A 19,048-nucleotide genomic window follows, 5' to 3' on the forward strand; every position below is an offset into this window, starting at 1 on the left:
ATTCGTCTTATTCGTACCTTTCGTGTATTAAGAATCTTTAAAAGCTTTCGTTATTCAAAAAATATTCAAATCATTCTTTAGGTTGGAAAAAACTCAAAGAAGGCTTTGATTGCTGTTCTTTATTTAGCTATTGGTTATATTTTTGTTTGTGCCCTTATTATTTTTAATGTTGAACCAGATAGCTTTAATACTTTCTTTGATGTCATCTATTGGGCAACGATTTCTCTTACAACCGTTGGTTATGGCGATATTTATCCTATAACAACTTTGGGAAGAATAATTACAATGGTTTCTTCCTTTATGGGAATTGCGATTGTCGCTTTACCAGCTGGTATTATTACGGCAGGTTATATGAAAGAAATAGAATCAGATAAAATCTGATTCTATTTTAATGAGCTATTTATCATTGGCTTATCATCATCGTTTTTCATAATAAAGAAAGTATACATATGATAAGGACATTCCTTTAATCCAAATAACATTGCATAGATGTTTTCTTCTTCTGTTTCTATTTCCTTATAAGCATCCAAATATTTTTTATAACCTAATACTTTTTCTAAATCTTGGTAGATTTCTAAACTATATCTTCCATCTACAAATTTATGTTCTTGTTTGAGTTTGTTTTGTATATCTTTTAGATAAGCATTTTTCCATTCAAGTATTTTATCAAAATCTACTTCCACCCATTTTCTAATTACTTCATTTTCTACTATATGATCTATTTCTAAACAATAAAGCATTTGAAATAATTGATCTTCAACAAGATTATTTGTATAAGCTTTATGAAAATGAATATTAAGTTCCCCCTCTTTTTCTTCTAAAGCAATTTCTTCTTGTTTTTCCCATTTTTTTAAACATGCATAAATAAGAATAAATTCATCTTGAGGTAGTTCATTTATTAATGAAAGTAAATAGGTTGTATATTGTAAATCCTGTGGCTGTTTATTATTGGGATTTATTTTTTTATAGTTAAGTACATGTTTTTTATGATCTTGATACAAGATCGTTGGAAAATGTGTTTTAGGCCTTTTTTGATAAAAGTAATAAAGAACAATAAGAATCATAGCAAAAACAAATAGTAATTCCATAAGATCATCTCCTTTAATTTATTGTATCAAAAAATGGAGGAAAATGAAGTGACCCTCCTAAGTTTGTCCAACTTTTTCGGTTCACTTCAAAAATCCTCCATTTTTATTTAATTCTTACAAATCGATCTTTAATATCTTTGACCTTTACACCTTGTGTAACTGTCGCATTTTCATCACTATACTGTGATATAGTGCAATCGTCATCTATTTTATCTTCATAACTAATAACAAAATAAATATCTTTTTCACCATTATTGATTACTAAATAACATTCCTTTTCTTTATCAAACATCTTTGTTATATCAATCGCTTTATCTTGATAATAGAATAAACATTTATCTTCTTTTTCATCATAAACAATTTCACTATTATCATTCATACTTTCTGCAAGTTCATCACCACTCATTGGTTCTATTCCTGTAAGTGTTCCTTTTGATCCTGAGTGTGTTCCCATATCAATGACGTTACCATCCTCATCTGTCGTATAGAAATGATAAACATGATCTTCCACTTCTTCATATTGAACCATTCTTTTTTCTCCATGAAACCATACCTCTATCTTACTTTGTATACCCCCTATATCGAAAGCATAAGCTACGGTAAATGTGGAAAGTAATATAATAAATGAAGTGACAAAAGTAATAAGGGATTTAGGTATTCTTTTTTGATTTAAGTTAACTTCTTTTTGATAATGAACATGTTTAAACGCTTGTTTATACGCTTCTTTATTCTTCATCGTTCCAGTTCTCCTTGAGTTGTTTTTTTAATAATTGTCTTGCTCTAGAAAGTCTTACTTTGACATTTCCTTCATTTAATTTTAATTGTTGAGCAATTTCTTTAATTGAATAATCTTCATAATAATATAAGTGAATCACAATACTATACTTTGATGGCAAAGCCATCACTGCTTGAAATAATTCTTCATCCTGTGATCTATCAAATGGAATCGTTGCCATATAATCTTCCATAGATACTTGTTTTCTTTTCCAAAACTTTCTTTGAATATCTTTTGCTTTATTAATAGCTACTTTATATAACCAAGATTCTATATGTTCCTTTGATTCAAAATCTTTTTTATATGTATGATATCTAAGAAAAGTTTCTTGAACAACATCCTCAGCATCATCAGGATTTTTTAACATCGTTAATCCTATCGCAAAAATACGATCTTTATATGTTGCAATCACTTGTTCTGTATCTATCTTCATAACATCCTCCTCAAGAGCTCTTTCACTTATAATACGTTTTATATAGAAAAAAGGTAACAAAAAGTCTATGTATTTCTACATAAACTTTTTATTACTTATTCATCTCTATGATAAAATGAACTTCTTCGTCTTGTACAACTTTACAAGTATAGTTGTGTAAATCTAAAATATTTCTAACAATCGCTAATCCCATTCCTGTAGAATTTGTATCATTTCTGGATACATCTGCTTTATAGAGAGGTTCAAATATATGATTAATATCTTTATTTTCTATTTTTGATCCATCGTTACTTATAATTATTTTTTCTTGTCTATAAACAATATTTATTTTTTTATTTGCATATTTAAAAGCATTGTTGATTAGATTGTCAAAGACAATCATCATCAATTGTTGATCACATGAAATATTGATTTTAGGATCAATATCAATCGTAATGATTTTTGATTCTAAATCATAATGTTTTAATACTTCTTCAATCATTGGCGAAAGATTATAATTTTGTTTATGCAACTGATAAGACTTTGTCGTTCTTGTATATATCAACATTTGATTTAAAAGATTATTCATATGCTTAGATTCATCTTCGATCATTCTTAAGTATTTATGTTGTTTTTCAGGATTAACATTTTCTATCAACATTTCTGTACTATTTAAAATAACTGCGTTTGGTGTCTTCATTTCATGGGCCATTGCATTGATAAATAAGTTTCTTGTTTTATTTAATTCTTCTCTTTCATTTTCAAGATACGTATATATAAAATAAATACATGATAGAATAATTTGTACTAAACTAAACATTAAAATAAATCTATCTTTTAGACTATCTAAAACAATATTTGGGGTATCGATAAACATATTAAGTTTTATACTATTTTCTTTATTTACATAATGAACATATATCTTTGACTTATCAGAAGAAATAGCACATGTTTCTTGTTCTACTTTAATATCTTTTTCTTTTGGATTCTTTTCTAGTGTTTGTTTTGAATTAAAAAACATTAATTCAAAATCACCAAGTCTATTTTGATCGTTTGCTTTTTTATTTTGATATTTATACCATGAATAATAATTCATTGTTCCTTGTGAGTTACCGAGTTTATAAGTCATATGACTATTTTCATCATAAAAGACAATTTGATCTATGATGTATTGATTATCTTTTGAATGAAAACTCATCTTTTTTATAGTACAACCATCTTGATTTTGATTATAAAAGTCTAATAAATTATTTATCTCTTTTTTATTAAAAGATTTTTCTAGATTAAAAAGAGTATACTTATCATTTGTACTATCTTTAAAAAAGATAATAAAGTTTTTATTATTTAATTTATATTTATCTTTTACTTTATATTCAAAAGCTATATTTTGTTTAATATCAAAACCATTACCATCATAAATAGTAGATAGTACATCATGCATATTATTTTCAATATTTTTATCACTTTGCGTTATCATTTTATTCGTAACATCACTTGCTAGTGACCACATAACAGTATCCATTGTATTAAGATTACTCGTGTACATCTGCCTACCTATAATAAAAACAATAATTAACACACTTTCAATTAATAAAAATCTTTTAAATTTCTTATTTTTAAAGGCAAGATAAAACATGCCTAATAATAAAACAATACTTAACGCTCTTAAAAAATCAACCATTTTCAAACACCTTCGTTTCAAAACAATAACCTTGTTTAATCACTGTCTTTATTCCCTTTTGATAAGGTCCCAAGGCTTTTCTTAATATTTTAATATGTGTATCAACACTTCTTTCCTGTCCTTTATAATCAAATCCCCACACTTTTAATAAAATCTGTTCTCTAGATAAGATTTGATTTGGATTTTTTATAAAATATTCTAATATTTTATAATCTATTATTTTTAAATTCAAATTTTGATTATTAAGATATGCTTGTTTTTCTCTTGTATTTAACTTTAATATACCTTTTTCTAAAAATTGATAATGTTTTCTGTTTGTAATAGCTTTACATTTAGCAAGTAATACAGGTAAGGAAAATGGTTTAATAATATAATCATCACAACCTAATTCATAACCCTTTAATTGATCAACTTCTTGTACTTTGGCTGTAATAAAAAGTATCGGTGTTTCTTCTTTTTCACGTACCTTTTGACATAAAGTAAATCCATCCATCTTAGGCATCATTACATCTAATAAAATAAGATCAAAACTTTCTGTTAAAAAGCAATAATAAGCATCTTCTCCATTATCAAAACTTTTTACTTCATAGTCATTTTCTACTAAGTAATCTTCTAGTATTTCTCTTAAATGATCATGATCTTCAGCAAGTAGTATCTTCATAACAATACCTCCCTTCATCTTTAATATACTTTCTTCATTTGTAATCTTTGTGTAAGTTCTTTAATAATTTAATTTTATATTATGATATCTTAAAGATTCAACTCTATTCCATCATATTTCATATAAAAAAGAAACAGTATCATACTGTTTCCCTCGCCCTAGTTATTATTATCTTTTTTTGGTAAATACCAATAATTATTGAACTGATATAAGAATGTTTTTGAACCCGGTGGCATTTCTACAAATGCATGATATACATTCATGAAATCTACTGCTGAATTTGCAACAACAAACATAGCGGCCATTCCTAAAAAAAACTTACATTTTGTTAATGAAATATAATAAGGAACTAAACCAAATAAAATATCAGGAATAAGATTGATAGCTATATATTTTTTCTTTGTAAACTCTGTTGTATATACTCCTGCAAAACCAACACGTGGTATTTTAAACATATAAATTTCTTTATAGAAATAAAACTGACATAGTTTTGAAAGAACTAATAAAATATTTGCGAGTATAAAATAGCTAAAAAGATTTGATAAATCCATAGAATCAACATCTCTAAAAAGAACATTTAAATATTCTGGTACAAACATAATACATATAATAATAAAAGTAACAATACTTGTTTGTATATTCTGTTTTTTCTATCCGTTGGCTCATTAAATCGAATAGCCCCTTCTTTAAGCTTATTTGTTGGAAGTGGATTAGTTTCTGGATCTAATTTCCCCATATATTTTATTTTCATAAGTTGTCTCCTCGTATATCCTGTTTCACTTTTATCTATAAATACATCATACCATACATATAACTATTTATTTTACTAAAACATAATACAAAAAAAAGAATGACATAACGCCATTCTCTTATAAGTTCTTAATATCTTGAACTACTCGTTGTAAATCTTCTCTGATTTTAATTGATTGTGGACAAAGCTTTTCACATTTACCGCATTTCTTACAGAATTCAGCTTGTGCGTCCCCTAGATTTGTATAGCGTCTTTTAGCTGTATCTTTAAGACCTAACATACCATACTCATTCCATAACTTGAAGTTACCTGGAATATCAATTCCAAATGGACAAGGCATACAATAACGACATCCTGTACATCCATTTTTAGTTTTTGCTTTAATCATATTAGCTACTTTTTCTACAAGTTTTTCTTCATCTTGATCTAATGGTTTAAAGTCTTTAAAAGTTGCAAGGTTATCTTCTACTTGATCATAAGTAGACATACCACTTAAAACAACTTTAACATTTGGAAGTGAAGCTACAAAACGTAAAGCCCAACTTGAAATGCTAACATTTTGATTATAGTCAGTAAAGACTTTTTCAATATCATCTGAAAGGCTAGCAAGAGCTCCGCCTTTAATAGGTTCCATAATAACTAATGGTACATTCTTTTCTTCTGTAAGTTTGTATCCTTTCATTCCTGCTTGGATATCTGTATCAATGTAATTTAATTGAATTTGACAGAAATCCCAATCACGATAATTAATGATTTCTTCAAATACTTCATAATCATCATGGAATGAAAAACCAAAGTTTTTAATTCTTCCTTGTTTCTTTAATTCTTCACAATAAGGAATGATATTTAAATCAATAACTTTTTTCCATGTATCTTTATTTAAAGCATGTAATAAATAGAAATCAACATAATCGACATCAAGTCTTTTCATTTGTTCTTCAAAGATTTCTTTTGCTTGTTCCAATGAATCAATTTTAAACATTGGTAACTTTGTCGCAAGATAAAAATCTTCTCTTTTATATTTCTTTAAAACTCTACCTACAAATGGTTCACTTTCGCCATCATGATAAGGATAAGCTGTATCAATATAAGTCACACCACTTTCAATAGCATAATCTAACATTCTTTCTGCTTCTACCTCATCAATAGTGCCATCTTCCTTTTTAGGAAAACGCATGCAGCCAAATCCTAATAATGAAGGATTGACATTAAGTTTATCAATTTTACTATATTCCATCCTTTTATCCTCTCTAAATTAACCTACATTTATTGTAAACCCTAAAGCTTAGTTTATGTCAAGATAGATTTAAATCTCATCATAATTCATCTTATATTTACCCATTGTGTACAAAATATTAATTATTTATTTATAAACAAATTACTTCGATTATTTTTACAATTTCTCTTACAACATTACCTACGACTTATCTTGCGACTTTGTGACAGTGACTTTAATTTAATCACCTACATTTTCATTAAAATACTCTATTATAAATATTATTACATTAAACAAAAAAATAAAATATTACTTTTGATCGTCAACGATTCAAAAAGATTATAGTTTTAAAAGATAAAACCAATTCCTTCTTTTCTTAGATTTGCTTTTTCCTTTTCTGATAAAAGAAGTAAATCTTTTTGATTAAGAAGAATTTGTCCATGAGTTGCTTCATCAATCGTTGACAAGATATTAACCAGTGTTGTTTTCCCTGAACCAGAGGTTCCCATGATACAAATAAAATCTCCCTTTTCTACTTCAAAATTTAATCCATTTAAAGCTACCTTTGGATGAACACCATAAGGATTATAAACTTTCTTCAAATTTCTAATTTCCATGTAACTCATAATTTTGATTTCTTTTCTATTTTTTCACTTTTTTAAAATATTCTTATATTCATTTTTTAATTCTGATAATTGTTCCTTTATTGTTGGAACATCTTCATTTTTCGCAACTTTCAAAGATTCCATATATTCTTTGATAACGTTATTTTGTATTTCTAGATGATATTGCTTTTGCCATTTAGAAAAGTTTTTATTGACAGAATAATAAGCTTCTATATATTCTTTTTTCTCTTCAAAGAGTTTAATAAGTTCCATCGGATCATTGATAGTACAATTCAATGATTTTAAGTATTTAAAGAAATGCACTACTTGGCTATTATTCATTATTTGAATGGAATAAGTACCGTATATAGTATTAATATCAAGACAAATAAAATATAGATTATATATAATAAAATACTTATCTTTTTCACCTTTTGAACAACATAATGAAATATCAATAGATTGAACATCATCGACATTTATTTCATTTTTCCCATATTTCATCTTTTTCTTAGAATAACTAAAACGAATATAATCTTCCTCTAATTCAATTCCATTGTTACCAATTTCCACTTTTGTTCTTTTTGTATATTCTTTAATTTTTTCTTCTATTTTTTTTATCTTATTTTTTTCATTTTCTAAATAATTTTGTTTAGTATTAAGACAACTTCTTATTGACAGTTTTTCTGAAAAAACAAGCTTTATCTCATCGATAGAAATTTCAAAAGAACGTAACAATAAAATAACTTGAAGGATTTCTATGTCATTTTGAGTATATTGACGATAATTATTTTTGTCCCTTATAGGATTAATCAATCCTTCTTTTTCATAATAAATCAATGCTTGTTTAGTAATACCTAATTGTTCTTCTACATCATGTGTTTTCATAATTAAATCTCCCTTCCTTTGTCTTCATTAAACACTATATGCTAGGAATATAGTCAACATTTTTTTATTAAACATATAATATTAAAATGGAGTTTATCATTAAAAAATTTTTATACTTTATTAAATAATATCACTTTGCTACGAATCATATATATTTTTTATCGAACATGCCAAGTAATGTAACTAACTTCATTTTGTTACGGAAAATCATAGAAATTTAAATCAAAATAGTCATTTTTTACAAAAAAGTTGGATATTTTATGGTTACTTACCCCATTTTTAATGTTTTTACACCTTCTATGCAATAAAAAAAGCACATCTAATTAATGATTTTTATACCTAAATAAGTACTATTTTAAGTATATTTATCATCAATAGATGTGTCTTATTTTGATGTGTTAATCACAAATTTAAAATCCAAAAAACATTGATTTTATCAGTGTTTTATTTGTTTCTTGGCTTCATTTGAGGGAATAAGATAACTTCTTGAATAGATTCTTGTCCAGTTAATAACATAACTAATCTATCAATACCCATACCCATTCCACCTGTTGGTGGTAAACCGTATTCTAGAGCTTCTACGTAATCTAAATCCATTTCGTTTGCTTCATCATTTCCTAATTCTTTTTCTTTTAATTGATCAGCAAATCTTTCATATTGATCGATTGGATCATTTAATTCAGTAAATGCGTTAGCATATTCGTTTCCACAGATGAATAATTCAAAACGTTGTGTGAAACGTGGGTCTTCTAAATTCTTTTTAGCAAGTGGTGAGATTTCAATTGGATGACCATATACAAATGTTGGTTCAACAATTGTTTCTTCTACATATTTTTCAAAGAATTCATTGATAATATGTCCATAACCAAAGTGAGCTTCTACTTCAATACCATGTTCTTCAGCTAATTTTTTAGCATCTTCAAATGACATATGTTCATTGAAATCAATACCAGTCTTTTCTTTAATAGCTTCTGTCATAGAAACACGTTTAAACCCTGGAGCTAAAGAAATATGATGTCCTTTATAATCTAATTCATAAGTTCCATTAACTTCCATAGCTGCATTAGAAATAATACCTTCAGTTAAATCCATCATTCCTTCAAGATCACTAAATGCTTTATAAACTTCAATTGTAGTAAATTCAGGGTTATGAGTTCTATCCATACCTTCATTTCTAAATAAACGTCCGATTTCATAAACAGCATCCATACCACCAACAATTAATCTCTTTAAAGATAATTCAGTCGCAATACGTAAATAGAAATCAGTATCTAATGTATTATGATGAGTAACGAATGGTCTTGCAGCTGCTCCACCTAAGATTGGATTTAATACAGGTGTTTCAACTTCTACATAGTTTTTACTATCTAAATAATGTTGAATTGAACGAATGATTCTTGGTCTTGTAAACGCAATTTTTTTAGCATCTTCATTCATGATTAAGTCAACATATCTTCTTCTATATCTTTCTTCAATATCACTTAAACCATGGAATTTTTCTGGTAAAGGACGTAATGCTTTTGTTAAGTGTGTATATTCACTTACTTTAATTGAACATTCTCCAGTATTTGTCATAAATACTGTACCTTTAACCCCAATGATATCTCCAATATCACCTTTTTTAACGATTTCATAAGCATCTTCACCAATAGTATCTTTTCTTACATATAATTGGATTTGTCCATCTCTATCTTGAATATGCATGAAACATACTTTACCTTTACGACGTTTAGTCATAATTCTACCAGCTACAGATACTTCTACAGCCATTTCTTCTAATTCTTCATGAGTTTTTTCACCATATTGTTCTTTAATACCTTTTGAATAAGCAGTTACATCAAATCTTTGACCAAAAGGATCAATCCCTTTATCAATAAGTTCTTGCATTTTTTCTCTACGAACAAGTTCTTGTTCACTAAATTTTCTTTCTTCCATAATTTCCTCCTAAAATATAAAAAACTCTCCATCCCATGGGACGAGAGCTAAATCGTGTTACCACCCAAATTCATCAATAGGTCACCCTATTAACCTCAATAACTATCTATTAATAGTCTTGCCTATAACGTGGCTTACGTCATCTTATCAAAACATCCAAGATGCAGCTCCTAGTCTTTATTCATAATAGTTTCATTATCTTTTCCACCAACCAAGACTCTCTTTGAATGAAGGACTATTATTACTTGTCTATTCATTGCCTTTATTTCTACTTCGTTATCTTAACTTAATTCAAATTTATTGTCAATATAAGCGATAAAATTAGTTTTAATAATGAAAAAATGCACGTAAGTGCATTAATCATGAATCTTATTATTTAAAACCATTCTTACAAAATCAGGTTCAAAATGTTTAGCTCTTGATCCTGAATAACCCATATCTAATGATGAGATTTGTTTCATTTCTTCTTCATTTAATTCAAAATCAAAGATATCTATATTTTCTTTAATTCTTTCTACATGTGTTGATTTTGGAATAACAACGACTCCTCTTTGTACATTCCATCTTAGAATTACTTGTCCTACAGACTTATTATATTTAGCTGCAATTCCTTTTAACATCTCATCTTCAAATGGATTATATCTTCCTCCACCTAGTGGTGCCCATGCTTCAGGAATAACTTCATAATATTTCATTGTTTCTAATGCCTTTTCTTGAGTGTAATATGGATGGAGTTCTACTTGATTGACTACTGGTTTTACTTTAACAACTTCACAGAAGTTTGTAAGAATATTTGGATAGAAGTTAGAAACACCGATTGCTTTTAATTTACCTTCTTGATAAGCAGTTTCCATGGCTCTCCAAGCACTGAAATAATCACCACAAGCTTGATGTAATAAATATAAATCAAAATATTCTAAACCACTTTTTTCTAAAGAAGCTTCAATTCCTTTTTGGGCACTTTCGTAATCCATCATATCTTGTACCCATAATTTAGAAGTAATAAATAAATCTTCTCTTGTACAAAGACCATCAGCAATTGCTCTTTTTACAGCAGCTCCTACAGCATCTTCATTATAATAAGCAGCAGCTGTATCAATTAAACGATATCCCACTTTAATTGCTTGATAAACTGATTCTTCACATTCTTTTTTATCTGGTACTCTAAAAACACCAAAACCTACCATTGGCATTTTTAAACCATTATTTAATGTAACATATTCCATTATATGATCCCCCTTTTGCTTATATTTTAAATCATCTATATAAATCTTCAAATACTTATTAACTATCATCTATCATACATTTAAAGCATAAAAAAAGAACCTCTCGGTTCTCCTCTATTATTTTTTAGTAGTTTTTTTAGCAGTTGTTGCTTTTTTAACAACTGGTTTAGCTTCTTTAGCAGCTACAGCTTTAGCTGGTGCTTTTTTAGCTGGTGCTTTTTTTGCAGCTGTTTTTTTAACAACTTCTGGATATTCAGGCATAGCATTAACATCTAATTCACCTTTTAATTCAGAACCATCTTTTTTAATTGCTACAAAGAAAACTTTAGCAGTTTCAGGTAAGTAATAAATATTTAAAGTTTCAACTTCTGTTGTTTTTACACCTTGTTCTTTTAAAGTTTCTTTAACGTATTTATCTAAATCACCATTTTTAACATTCTTTTCTTGGTATTGTACTTCGATCATTGTTTTCATATTCTCTCACTTCAAAACCTCAGTTTTTACTTCCTCCTTGGTAAGTATTCTATACCATTTTTTTTATTTGTAAAGTGTTTTTCTTAAGAAAAAGCGCATGAAATCAACGTTTTTCTCTAATTACTTATCATAAGAATAAAATATTGTTTTATCTTCAAACCTTTTATCTTAATTTGTAAAAAAATAGAATTGGAAACCCAATTCTATTTCTTAGATTTTGAATCAATAATCATGATAAACTTAGTTTTAGCTTCTACACCATCTTTACTATCTGCAAATGTTTTATAATCATTAGCTAAATCAACAAGTTCTTGTGTTGTATCTACATCTTTTTTCACTGTATCATTTAAAACACTAGAAATCTTATCTAAACCTTTACTTTTAAATAAAGTTAAACCATCAACTAAAGCATCACTACCTTGAGCTAATTGATTTGATGCCGTTTTTAATTGACTACTTGCTTGTACTAAAGTATTAGATCCATCACTTAATGAAGATAATCCTTCACTTAATTGTTTAGAACCATCAACAGCACTCTTAGCTCCTTCTTTTAATTGAGCAACTCCATCTGTATAACTTTGTAATCCTTGATAGAATTTGTTATATGAATCTAATTGTGCTAAAGCTGTTTTGATTGATGGTTGATTTTCTGCTGGTAATTTTGCCATTAAACCATTTAAAACTGTTTGATAATTATCAATTGTCAATTCAATAGACATTCCTGTAGCAGCCAATTGATTATTAATTTGTGTTTGTGTTGTTGTTAATAAAGTATTAAATACTTGTTTTGCTCCACCAACTAATGTTGCACTTTGTCCATCTAAAGTAATTAATCCATTATAAAGTGTTTCGATACCTGTTGTTAATTTTTGTGATCCTACAAGAGCAGAAGCTGCACCCGTTTTTAAAGATCCTACACCTTGATCAAATTCACTGTATTTAGAAGCATATTGTTTTAAGCCTGATTGTAATGTTTGCCCACCAGCAATAATTTGATCAAATGATGAATTTAATGTATCTACACTATCATAAACATCATTTAAATCATCAAAATTAATATCTGTTTCAGATAATAATGATGGTGTTGCTACTGACATTAAACTATTTAATTTAAACTTTGTTGTATCATATTTAATTGTTACAGAATTTAATTTTTCTAAATCTTTATTATTATCATAGCTCTTTGATAATCCTGGAGCAGCAATTGCCATAATGATATTAGAAGAACCATTACTAATTACTTTACCATTTGTAACTTCAATATTAGAATTTGTTTTTGTTGGTAACATTGTTCCTGTTGTAACGACAAAAGGAACATAAAGTTCTTTACCATCAACAGTTTGTTTTTCATTATTTGTATAATCAATTTGAATTTCTACTTTACCCTTTTTACCAAGCATATCTTTTAACTTCGTTTTCTTACCATCCAATTTATAAGTTACTTTCATTGAAACAGGTAATGAATTTGTTGTTTTACCTTGGTAATAAATATCTTGTCCATCTGTTGTTTGCCATACCAAACTAGAACCATCTTGTTTAAATGTTTCTTTACCATTAACATTTTTAATATTTTTTAATGATGATTGATCATCTAATGATGTTTCATTTTGATCATTGATAAGATGTTCAGAAACAACTGTTGTTTTTTCTGAACCATTTGTTTTTAACTTACTATAAACTGTTTCTTCTTTTGAATAGGCAAAGGCAGGAACAATTGAGCTCATGACCATTGTCATTACAACTGCTGAAGAAGTGATTAATTTTGCTTTTTTCATCTTAACATTCCCCTTTTACATTATTTTTTAATTGTTTAAAACCGATAGAAGTATGAATAATAACTTTATCAAATACAAGTAAGATTGCTGGAATAACACAAATAACAATAAACATTGAAATAAGTGCTCCTCTTGACATTAAATTACATAATGATCCAATCATATTCAATTTAGAAATCATTCCTACTCCAAATGTTGCTGCAAAGAATGACATTCCAGAAACAAAGATTGAACCTGCAGAATTACTAATTGCATTATCCATTGCTTTAATCTTATCAATACCATTTTTTCTATTTTCCAAATATTTTGTTGTAAGTAAAATAGCATAATCAATTGTTGCTCCAAGTTGAATTGTTCCAATAACAATAGAGGCAACAAATGGTAAAACATCACCTGTGTAATAACTGATTGCCATATTGATAAAGATAGCAAGTTCAATTCCAGAAACTAACAATACTGGAAGTGAAACTGATTTTAAAACAAATAACATAATGATAAAAATAATTCCAATAGATGCAATACTTACATTCTTAAAGTCTTCATCTGCTATATTAACCAAATCCTTCATGCATGGACCTTCCCCTGCCATTATAGCATTTTTATCATATTTTTTGATAATATGATCAATTTCATCAATTACTTTATTTAATTTATTGGTTGCAATCTCTTCAGTAGAATTGACAAATATCATTTTATAACGATCACTTTCAAAGATACCTTTTACATCATCCGGGATCATTTCATCAGGAATTGCTAGATTTGATAACTCTGATGGTGATAAAACAAGATTAACAGATTCAACATTTTCTATTTCATTAACCATTTTATTTAAATCATTTTCTTTAATATCTTTATTTACTAAAATAACTTGTGAAGCAACTAAATCAAATTCATCACTTAATTCACTATTAGCGACACAACTTTTTAAATCTTGTGGTAAATCTTTTGTTAAATTGTAATAACTTTTAACATGTGCATTTCCATAATAAGCTGGATAAGCAATAACTAATGCAACTAATAAAATAATTTTATAATGTTTAACAACAAAATTTTTAACAACATTAAATGATGGAATAATTGGTTTATGTTTTGTCTTAAAGACAAGTTTATCAAATACTAATAAAAATGCTGGGAAAATTGTAACTGTTGAAAGAACCCCAATAAAGACACCTTTTGCCATTACAATACCAATATCTGAACCTAATGTTAATTGCATTGTACATAACGCTAAAAAACCAGCAATAGTTGTAAGTGAGCTACCTGCAATAGAAACAAGTGTATCACCAATGGCTAATGTCATGGCTTCATCATTTGTCTTCACTTTCAATTTAGCTTGTTCATATTTATGATATAAGAAAATTGAAAAATCTGTTGTAACTCCTAATTGTAAAACAGCAGCAATTGCCTTTGTAATATATGAAATTTGACCTAAGAAAATATTAGATCCCATATTATAAAGAATTGCTAGTCCGATGTTTCCTAATAATAGAAATGGAACAACATAACTATCTAACGATGCCATTAAAACAATTAAAACTAAAATAACAGCAACAATAACATAAGTAATAATTTCACTATCAGCAACAATACTTGTATCTAAAGTAGAAGCTGACATTCCACCAATACGAACAACTTTATCACTGGTGATTTCTCTCATTTGTGTAATTGCATCAATGGCTACTGTACTATCTTTAAAAGTAACCAACATCAATTCACTATTACCTTTTTTAAATTGTTTTGTTACATCACTTGGTAACATTTCTTTAGGAATTGTTGTTCCAATCATATCATTGGCTGATACAACTTTGACAACTCCCTCAATATCTTTATATTTTTCTTCTAAATCTAAGACATCTTTTGATGACATATTTTCGACAACACACATCGCAAAAGATCCCATATCAAAATCCTCAGCTAATATATCTTGTCCTTTCATCGTATCAATATCTTCTGGTAGATAAACAAGAATATCATAATTGATATCTGTATTGATGTATCCAAATAATGATGGAATACATAGAAGAATTGATGCAATAACAATTAGTATTCTATGTTTTACAACAAATTTACCAATTGCTTCTCCTAGCTTTTTCATAGTTCACCCTCCTAAATGACCTTTGGTCAGTTATGATAGTAGCATTTAAATGACCATCGGTCAATATATAAATGACTAAAAGTCATTTTTTTATATTTTTATTTGACTTTTCAAATTTTAGAACATAAAATATTTCTAAAAGGATGTGTTAAAATGGCAATTCAAGATATAAAATCAAAGATAAATGATAATAAACAAGAAAAAGAACGTAAGCTTTTAAATACCGCTTTACATTTATTTACTGAAAAAGGAATTAAAAAAACATCTATTCAAGATATTGTTCATGAAGCAGGAATTGCTAAAGGAACTTTTTATTTGTATTTTAAAGATAAATATGAACTTCAAGATGTTTTACTTGCAAAGACTTCTCATGAATTCTTTGCGAATGCTTGTAAAAAAGCCAATCAACATCACTTTGATCGTTTAGATGATAAAATTGTTTTTATTATAGATTCTATTATTAATGAATTAATTGATCGTCCTAACATTCTTAAGTTTATTCAAAAGAACTTGTCTTTAGGACTTTATAGTGAAAAGTTAACTGATTTATTAGATAGTGAAGAATTAGGAATTAAGGAATTATTTATAAGAGAAGTAAAAGAAAAGGATATTCCTTTAGAATATCCTGAAATGACTTTATTTATGATTATTGAACTTGTCAGTTCAACTGTTTTTACTTCAATTGTTGAAAAACAACCACTTCCAATAGATGAATTTAAACCTCATCTCTATAAAACGATTCGTTTACTTATCAATGAAAAGATAGATTAATTTCTATCTTTTTTTATTTGTTCATAAAAAGCTCTTGCTACTCTACTAAGTTGCTTTTTATAATGTATCTAAAAATTGTTCATAATCTTTAAGAATTTTTTCTAATTCTTCATACGTATTTACTTTTGAAAGTTCATTTTTAACAGCAGACGAATTTTTTAAACCTTTGATATACCAAGGAGCATGTCCTCTCATTTGTGACATAGCAATTCTTTCAGGTTCAATCGTCATCAACCTTTTAGCATGTGTTAAACACCATGCTATTTTTTCTTTATAAGTTGGTTCAGGTATATCTGTTCCATGTTCTAAACTTTCTACAACTTGTTTAATAAGCCATGGATTTCCAAGTGCTGCACGACCAATCATAATTGCATCACAGCCTGTTTCTTCAAGCATTCTTCTAGCATCTTCTACACTTCTAATATCACCATTTCCAATAACAGGAATACTAACTGCTTCTTTAACCTCTTTAATAATTGACCAATCAGCATGACCTTCATACATTTGTGAACGTGTTCTACCATGAACAGCAATGGCACTAGCTCCTGCTTTTTCAATTAATTTAGCTACTTCTACCGCATTAATATGTTCCTTATCAAAACCACTTCTAATTTTAACAGTTACTGGTTTACTTACGTTTTTGACAATATTACTGACAATATCATAAATTAATTGAGGATTTTGAAGAAGTTTACTTCCCGCATTTGCCTTTAAAACCTTATTAACAGGACATCCACAGTTTATATCAATAATGTCACAATTAGAATGTTGATCAATAAATTTTGCCGCTTGTACCATACTTTCTACTTCACCACCAAATAATTGAATACTTACAGGATGTTCTCCTTCATCTACTTGTAACATTTCAATTGTTTTTTGGTTTCCATAACAAATTGCTTTATCACTGACCATTTCAGAATAAACAAGACCTGCCCCAAATTCTTTCACAATTTTACGGAAAGCCATATTAGTAATACCAGCCATTGGTGCCATAATTACGGGATTTTTGATTTCTATATCTCTAATTTTCAAAATTTAATTCCTCCTGTATATAATTTAAACAATTGTACATAATATAAACAGATAACTTATATATTCCCTCTATTTTCCTCCCCTAAATAGATATAAGTTATCTTAATAAGAGTTGATTTCCTAGAAAAATAAAGGCATGAGCCTTTATTTTTCTTTACACGTTAAACCAGCATTTTCTTGATTTTTTAATGTATCTTGTAAAGAGATATACTCTATATCCTTATAACTTCCATTAGTACTTACAAGTCCTGCTTCTACTAAATCCTTCATATAATCACTATCGTATTGAATATCAACTGTATAAATCACTTTATTTCCTTTAACTTTTAAAGAAGCTTTAACACCATTTATATCTTTATAAAACTTATTACTATTTTTTATATAATCTTTGTAGTAAGAAATAGGATACATATCTGAAACATAATCACTGTAATCATATGTAACTTGTGTTTTTGTTTCTTTAACTTTTTCATCACTAGAAATGACTTCCACTTCTTCCGTTGTAATCATATCTAGTTTTCCTTTACAAATCGTTGTTTTCGTTAAATGACTTGTTAGATAGAAAACAAGTCCACCTACTAAGATAATAAGTATAATTCCTATTACTAAAGCTATTAATTTCTTCTTGTTTTCCATTTTTTCTCCTTTAAAAAATCACATTTTTCAATGTGATTATAAACGATTTATTAAATTTTGCAATTCTTCTTCACTAAATTGATATTTTGTATTACAGAATTGACATGTAATTTCACAACCATGATCTTCATCAATCATACTTTGAAGTTCTTGTTTTCCAATAGTTGATAAAGCATTGATCATCTTTTCTCTTGAACAATCACAAGTAAAGAATAAATCTTGTCGATCTGTAATTTCAACATCATCAAAAATCATTTTTAAGATTTCTTCTGGTGTTTTTCCTTCATGAATCAATGAAGAAACAGCAGGGAAATCTTTTATTTTTTCTTCAATATAAGAAATATCTTCTTCAGTAGCTTCTGGTAATAATTGAATAATAAAACCACCTGAAGATAAGATTTCATTTGTTTCATCAACTAAAACACCTACAGAAACAACTGATGGAGTTTGTTCACTTGCCATGAAATAATAAGAAAAATCATCACCAATTTCACCTGTTTGAAGTGGTACTGTTCCACAGAAGGGTTCTTTTAACCCCATATCTCTAATCACTTGTAACGTTCCTTGTGTTCCAACAGCCACACCTACTGCTAAATGTCCAGTATCATTATAAGTATAATGAACATGTGGATCACCTACAAAACCTTTAATATGTCCATCACCACGCGTAACAGCCATCATCGTACCAATTGGTCCTCCACCATTAATTGTGACAGTCATTTTTTCATTATTTTTATTCATTGCAGCCATCATAAGAGTGGCTGACATCATTCTTCCAAGAGCAGCAGATGCTGTTGGCCATAAATCATGTTCTTGTCTTGCTTTTTCTAATAAATTCGTTGTTTGGCAAGCAAACACACGACAATTTTTACTATTGACTAATCCTCTTACTAAATAATCTTTCATTTTTCTTTTCTATAAAAAGAACACGGAAGAAAATATCGGAATAATCATGCTTAAAGCGATTAAGATGATTACAATTCTCTTTGTTCGTGTACTCATATTTATCCCCTTTCTAAATGAAAAA

At 27.8% G+C, this 19,048-nt stretch carries 20 protein-coding genes and 1 other annotated feature; of the genes, 2 read left to right on the forward strand and 18 right to left on the reverse strand.

Annotated elements, in window-relative coordinates:
• Positions 1-105 precede the first annotated feature (105 nt).
• Positions 106-381: a potassium channel family protein gene (locus LJD34_RS05130; RefSeq protein WP_227359337.1), complete on the forward strand. Its 276-nt coding sequence runs from the start codon at positions 106-108 to the stop codon at positions 379-381.
• Between the two features lie 2 nt (positions 382-383).
• On the opposite strand, the gene LJD34_RS05135 is transcribed toward LJD34_RS05130, so the two are convergent.
• The 15 genes from LJD34_RS05135 to LJD34_RS05205 form a co-directional block, all read right to left on the reverse strand.
• A complete protein-coding gene (locus LJD34_RS05135) occupies positions 384-1,088 on the reverse strand; it encodes a hypothetical protein (protein ID WP_147579754.1) in 705 nt (234 codons plus the stop codon).
• 103 nt (positions 1,089-1,191) lie between these two features.
• Positions 1,192-1,824 (reverse strand): hypothetical protein, encoded by a 633-nt coding sequence (locus LJD34_RS05140; protein ID WP_227359338.1) that lies wholly within the window; start codon positions 1,822-1,824, stop codon positions 1,192-1,194.
• Entirely contained in the window at positions 1,814-2,296 is a 483-nt protein-coding gene (locus LJD34_RS05145) for an RNA polymerase sigma factor (RefSeq protein ID WP_227359339.1), read from the reverse strand. Before LJD34_RS05145 ends, LJD34_RS05140 begins: the two co-directional genes overlap by 11 nt.
• Positions 2,297-2,387: 91 nt before the next feature.
• Positions 2,388-3,956, reverse strand: a complete 1,569-nt coding sequence (locus LJD34_RS05150) for a sensor histidine kinase (RefSeq protein ID WP_175301747.1) — start codon at positions 3,954-3,956, stop codon at positions 2,388-2,390.
• Positions 3,949-4,617, reverse strand: coding sequence for a response regulator transcription factor (locus LJD34_RS05155; protein ID WP_175301748.1), 669 nt, complete (start codon positions 4,615-4,617; stop codon positions 3,949-3,951). The genes LJD34_RS05150 and LJD34_RS05155 overlap by 8 nt, the downstream gene beginning before the upstream one ends.
• 158 nt (positions 4,618-4,775) lie before the next feature.
• Positions 4,776-5,168, reverse strand: coding sequence for a metalloprotease family protein (locus tag LJD34_RS05160; RefSeq protein WP_227359340.1), 393 nt, complete (start codon positions 5,166-5,168; stop codon positions 4,776-4,778).
• A gap of 26 nt (positions 5,169-5,194) precedes the next feature.
• A complete protein-coding gene (locus LJD34_RS05165; protein WP_227359341.1) occupies positions 5,195-5,368 on the reverse strand; it encodes a hypothetical protein in 174 nt (57 codons plus the stop codon).
• A 118-nt stretch (positions 5,369-5,486) separates the two neighbouring features.
• Positions 5,487-6,605 (reverse strand): aldo/keto reductase, encoded by a 1,119-nt coding sequence (locus LJD34_RS05170; RefSeq protein WP_227359342.1) that lies wholly within the window; start codon positions 6,603-6,605, stop codon positions 5,487-5,489.
• Positions 6,606-6,931: 326 nt separating this feature from the next.
• Positions 6,932-7,210 carry an ATP-binding cassette domain-containing protein gene (locus LJD34_RS05175; protein ID WP_227359343.1) on the reverse strand — a complete coding sequence of 93 codons (279 nt, stop codon included), beginning with the start codon at positions 7,208-7,210 and terminating at the stop codon, positions 6,932-6,934.
• A gap of 24 nt (positions 7,211-7,234) precedes the next feature.
• On the reverse strand, positions 7,235-8,077 hold the full coding sequence (locus tag LJD34_RS05180; RefSeq protein WP_227359344.1) for a MerR family transcriptional regulator: 843 nt from the start codon (positions 8,075-8,077) through the stop codon (positions 7,235-7,237).
• 444 nt (positions 8,078-8,521) lie between these two features.
• A complete protein-coding gene (gene lysS / locus LJD34_RS05185; protein ID WP_032091192.1) occupies positions 8,522-10,012 on the reverse strand; it encodes a lysine--tRNA ligase in 1,491 nt (496 codons plus the stop codon).
• 33 nt (positions 10,013-10,045) lie between these two features.
• Positions 10,046-10,278: a binding site (T-box leader), on the reverse strand.
• 90 nt (positions 10,279-10,368) lie between these two features.
• Positions 10,369-11,238 (reverse strand): aldo/keto reductase, encoded by an 870-nt coding sequence (locus tag LJD34_RS05190; protein ID WP_227359345.1) that lies wholly within the window; start codon positions 11,236-11,238, stop codon positions 10,369-10,371.
• Positions 11,239-11,355: 117 nt separating this feature from the next.
• Positions 11,356-11,712, reverse strand: a complete 357-nt coding sequence (locus LJD34_RS05195) for a DUF6465 family protein (protein ID WP_217498475.1) — start codon at positions 11,710-11,712, stop codon at positions 11,356-11,358.
• A 203-nt stretch (positions 11,713-11,915) separates the two neighbouring features.
• Complete coding sequence (locus tag LJD34_RS05200) at positions 11,916-13,487, reverse strand: hypothetical protein (protein ID WP_032091190.1); 1,572 nt, start codon at positions 13,485-13,487, stop codon at positions 11,916-11,918.
• A 1-nt stretch (position 13,488) separates the two neighbouring features.
• A complete protein-coding gene (locus LJD34_RS05205; protein ID WP_227359346.1) occupies positions 13,489-15,582 on the reverse strand; it encodes an efflux RND transporter permease subunit in 2,094 nt (697 codons plus the stop codon).
• Between the two features lie 153 nt (positions 15,583-15,735).
• On the opposite strand from LJD34_RS05205, the gene LJD34_RS05210 reads away from it, so the two are divergent.
• Positions 15,736-16,353 carry a TetR/AcrR family transcriptional regulator gene (locus tag LJD34_RS05210; protein WP_032091188.1) on the forward strand — a complete coding sequence of 206 codons (618 nt, stop codon included), beginning with the start codon at positions 15,736-15,738 and terminating at the stop codon, positions 16,351-16,353.
• Between the two features lie 57 nt (positions 16,354-16,410).
• Here the strand turns inward: LJD34_RS05210 and dusB are convergent, their stop codons facing one another.
• The 3 genes from dusB to hslO all read right to left on the reverse strand — a co-directional run bounded on the left by dusB (position 16,411) and on the right by hslO (position 18,927).
• Positions 16,411-17,388 carry a tRNA dihydrouridine synthase DusB gene (dusB, locus tag LJD34_RS05215; protein ID WP_032091187.1) on the reverse strand — a complete coding sequence of 326 codons (978 nt, stop codon included), beginning with the start codon at positions 17,386-17,388 and terminating at the stop codon, positions 16,411-16,413.
• Positions 17,389-17,529: 141 nt separating this feature from the next.
• Positions 17,530-18,021, reverse strand: coding sequence for a DUF1307 domain-containing protein (locus tag LJD34_RS05220; RefSeq protein WP_032091186.1), 492 nt, complete (start codon positions 18,019-18,021; stop codon positions 17,530-17,532).
• Positions 18,022-18,057: 36 nt separating this feature from the next.
• Complete coding sequence (hslO, locus tag LJD34_RS05225) at positions 18,058-18,927, reverse strand: Hsp33 family molecular chaperone HslO (protein ID WP_022002389.1); 870 nt, start codon at positions 18,925-18,927, stop codon at positions 18,058-18,060.
• Between the last annotated feature and the right edge of the window lie 121 nt (positions 18,928-19,048).

It is taken from the genome of Faecalibacillus sp. MSK20_93 (assembly GCF_020589945.1).
Classification (GTDB): domain Bacteria; phylum Bacillota_I; class Bacilli_A; order Erysipelotrichales; family Coprobacillaceae; genus Faecalibacillus; species Faecalibacillus intestinalis.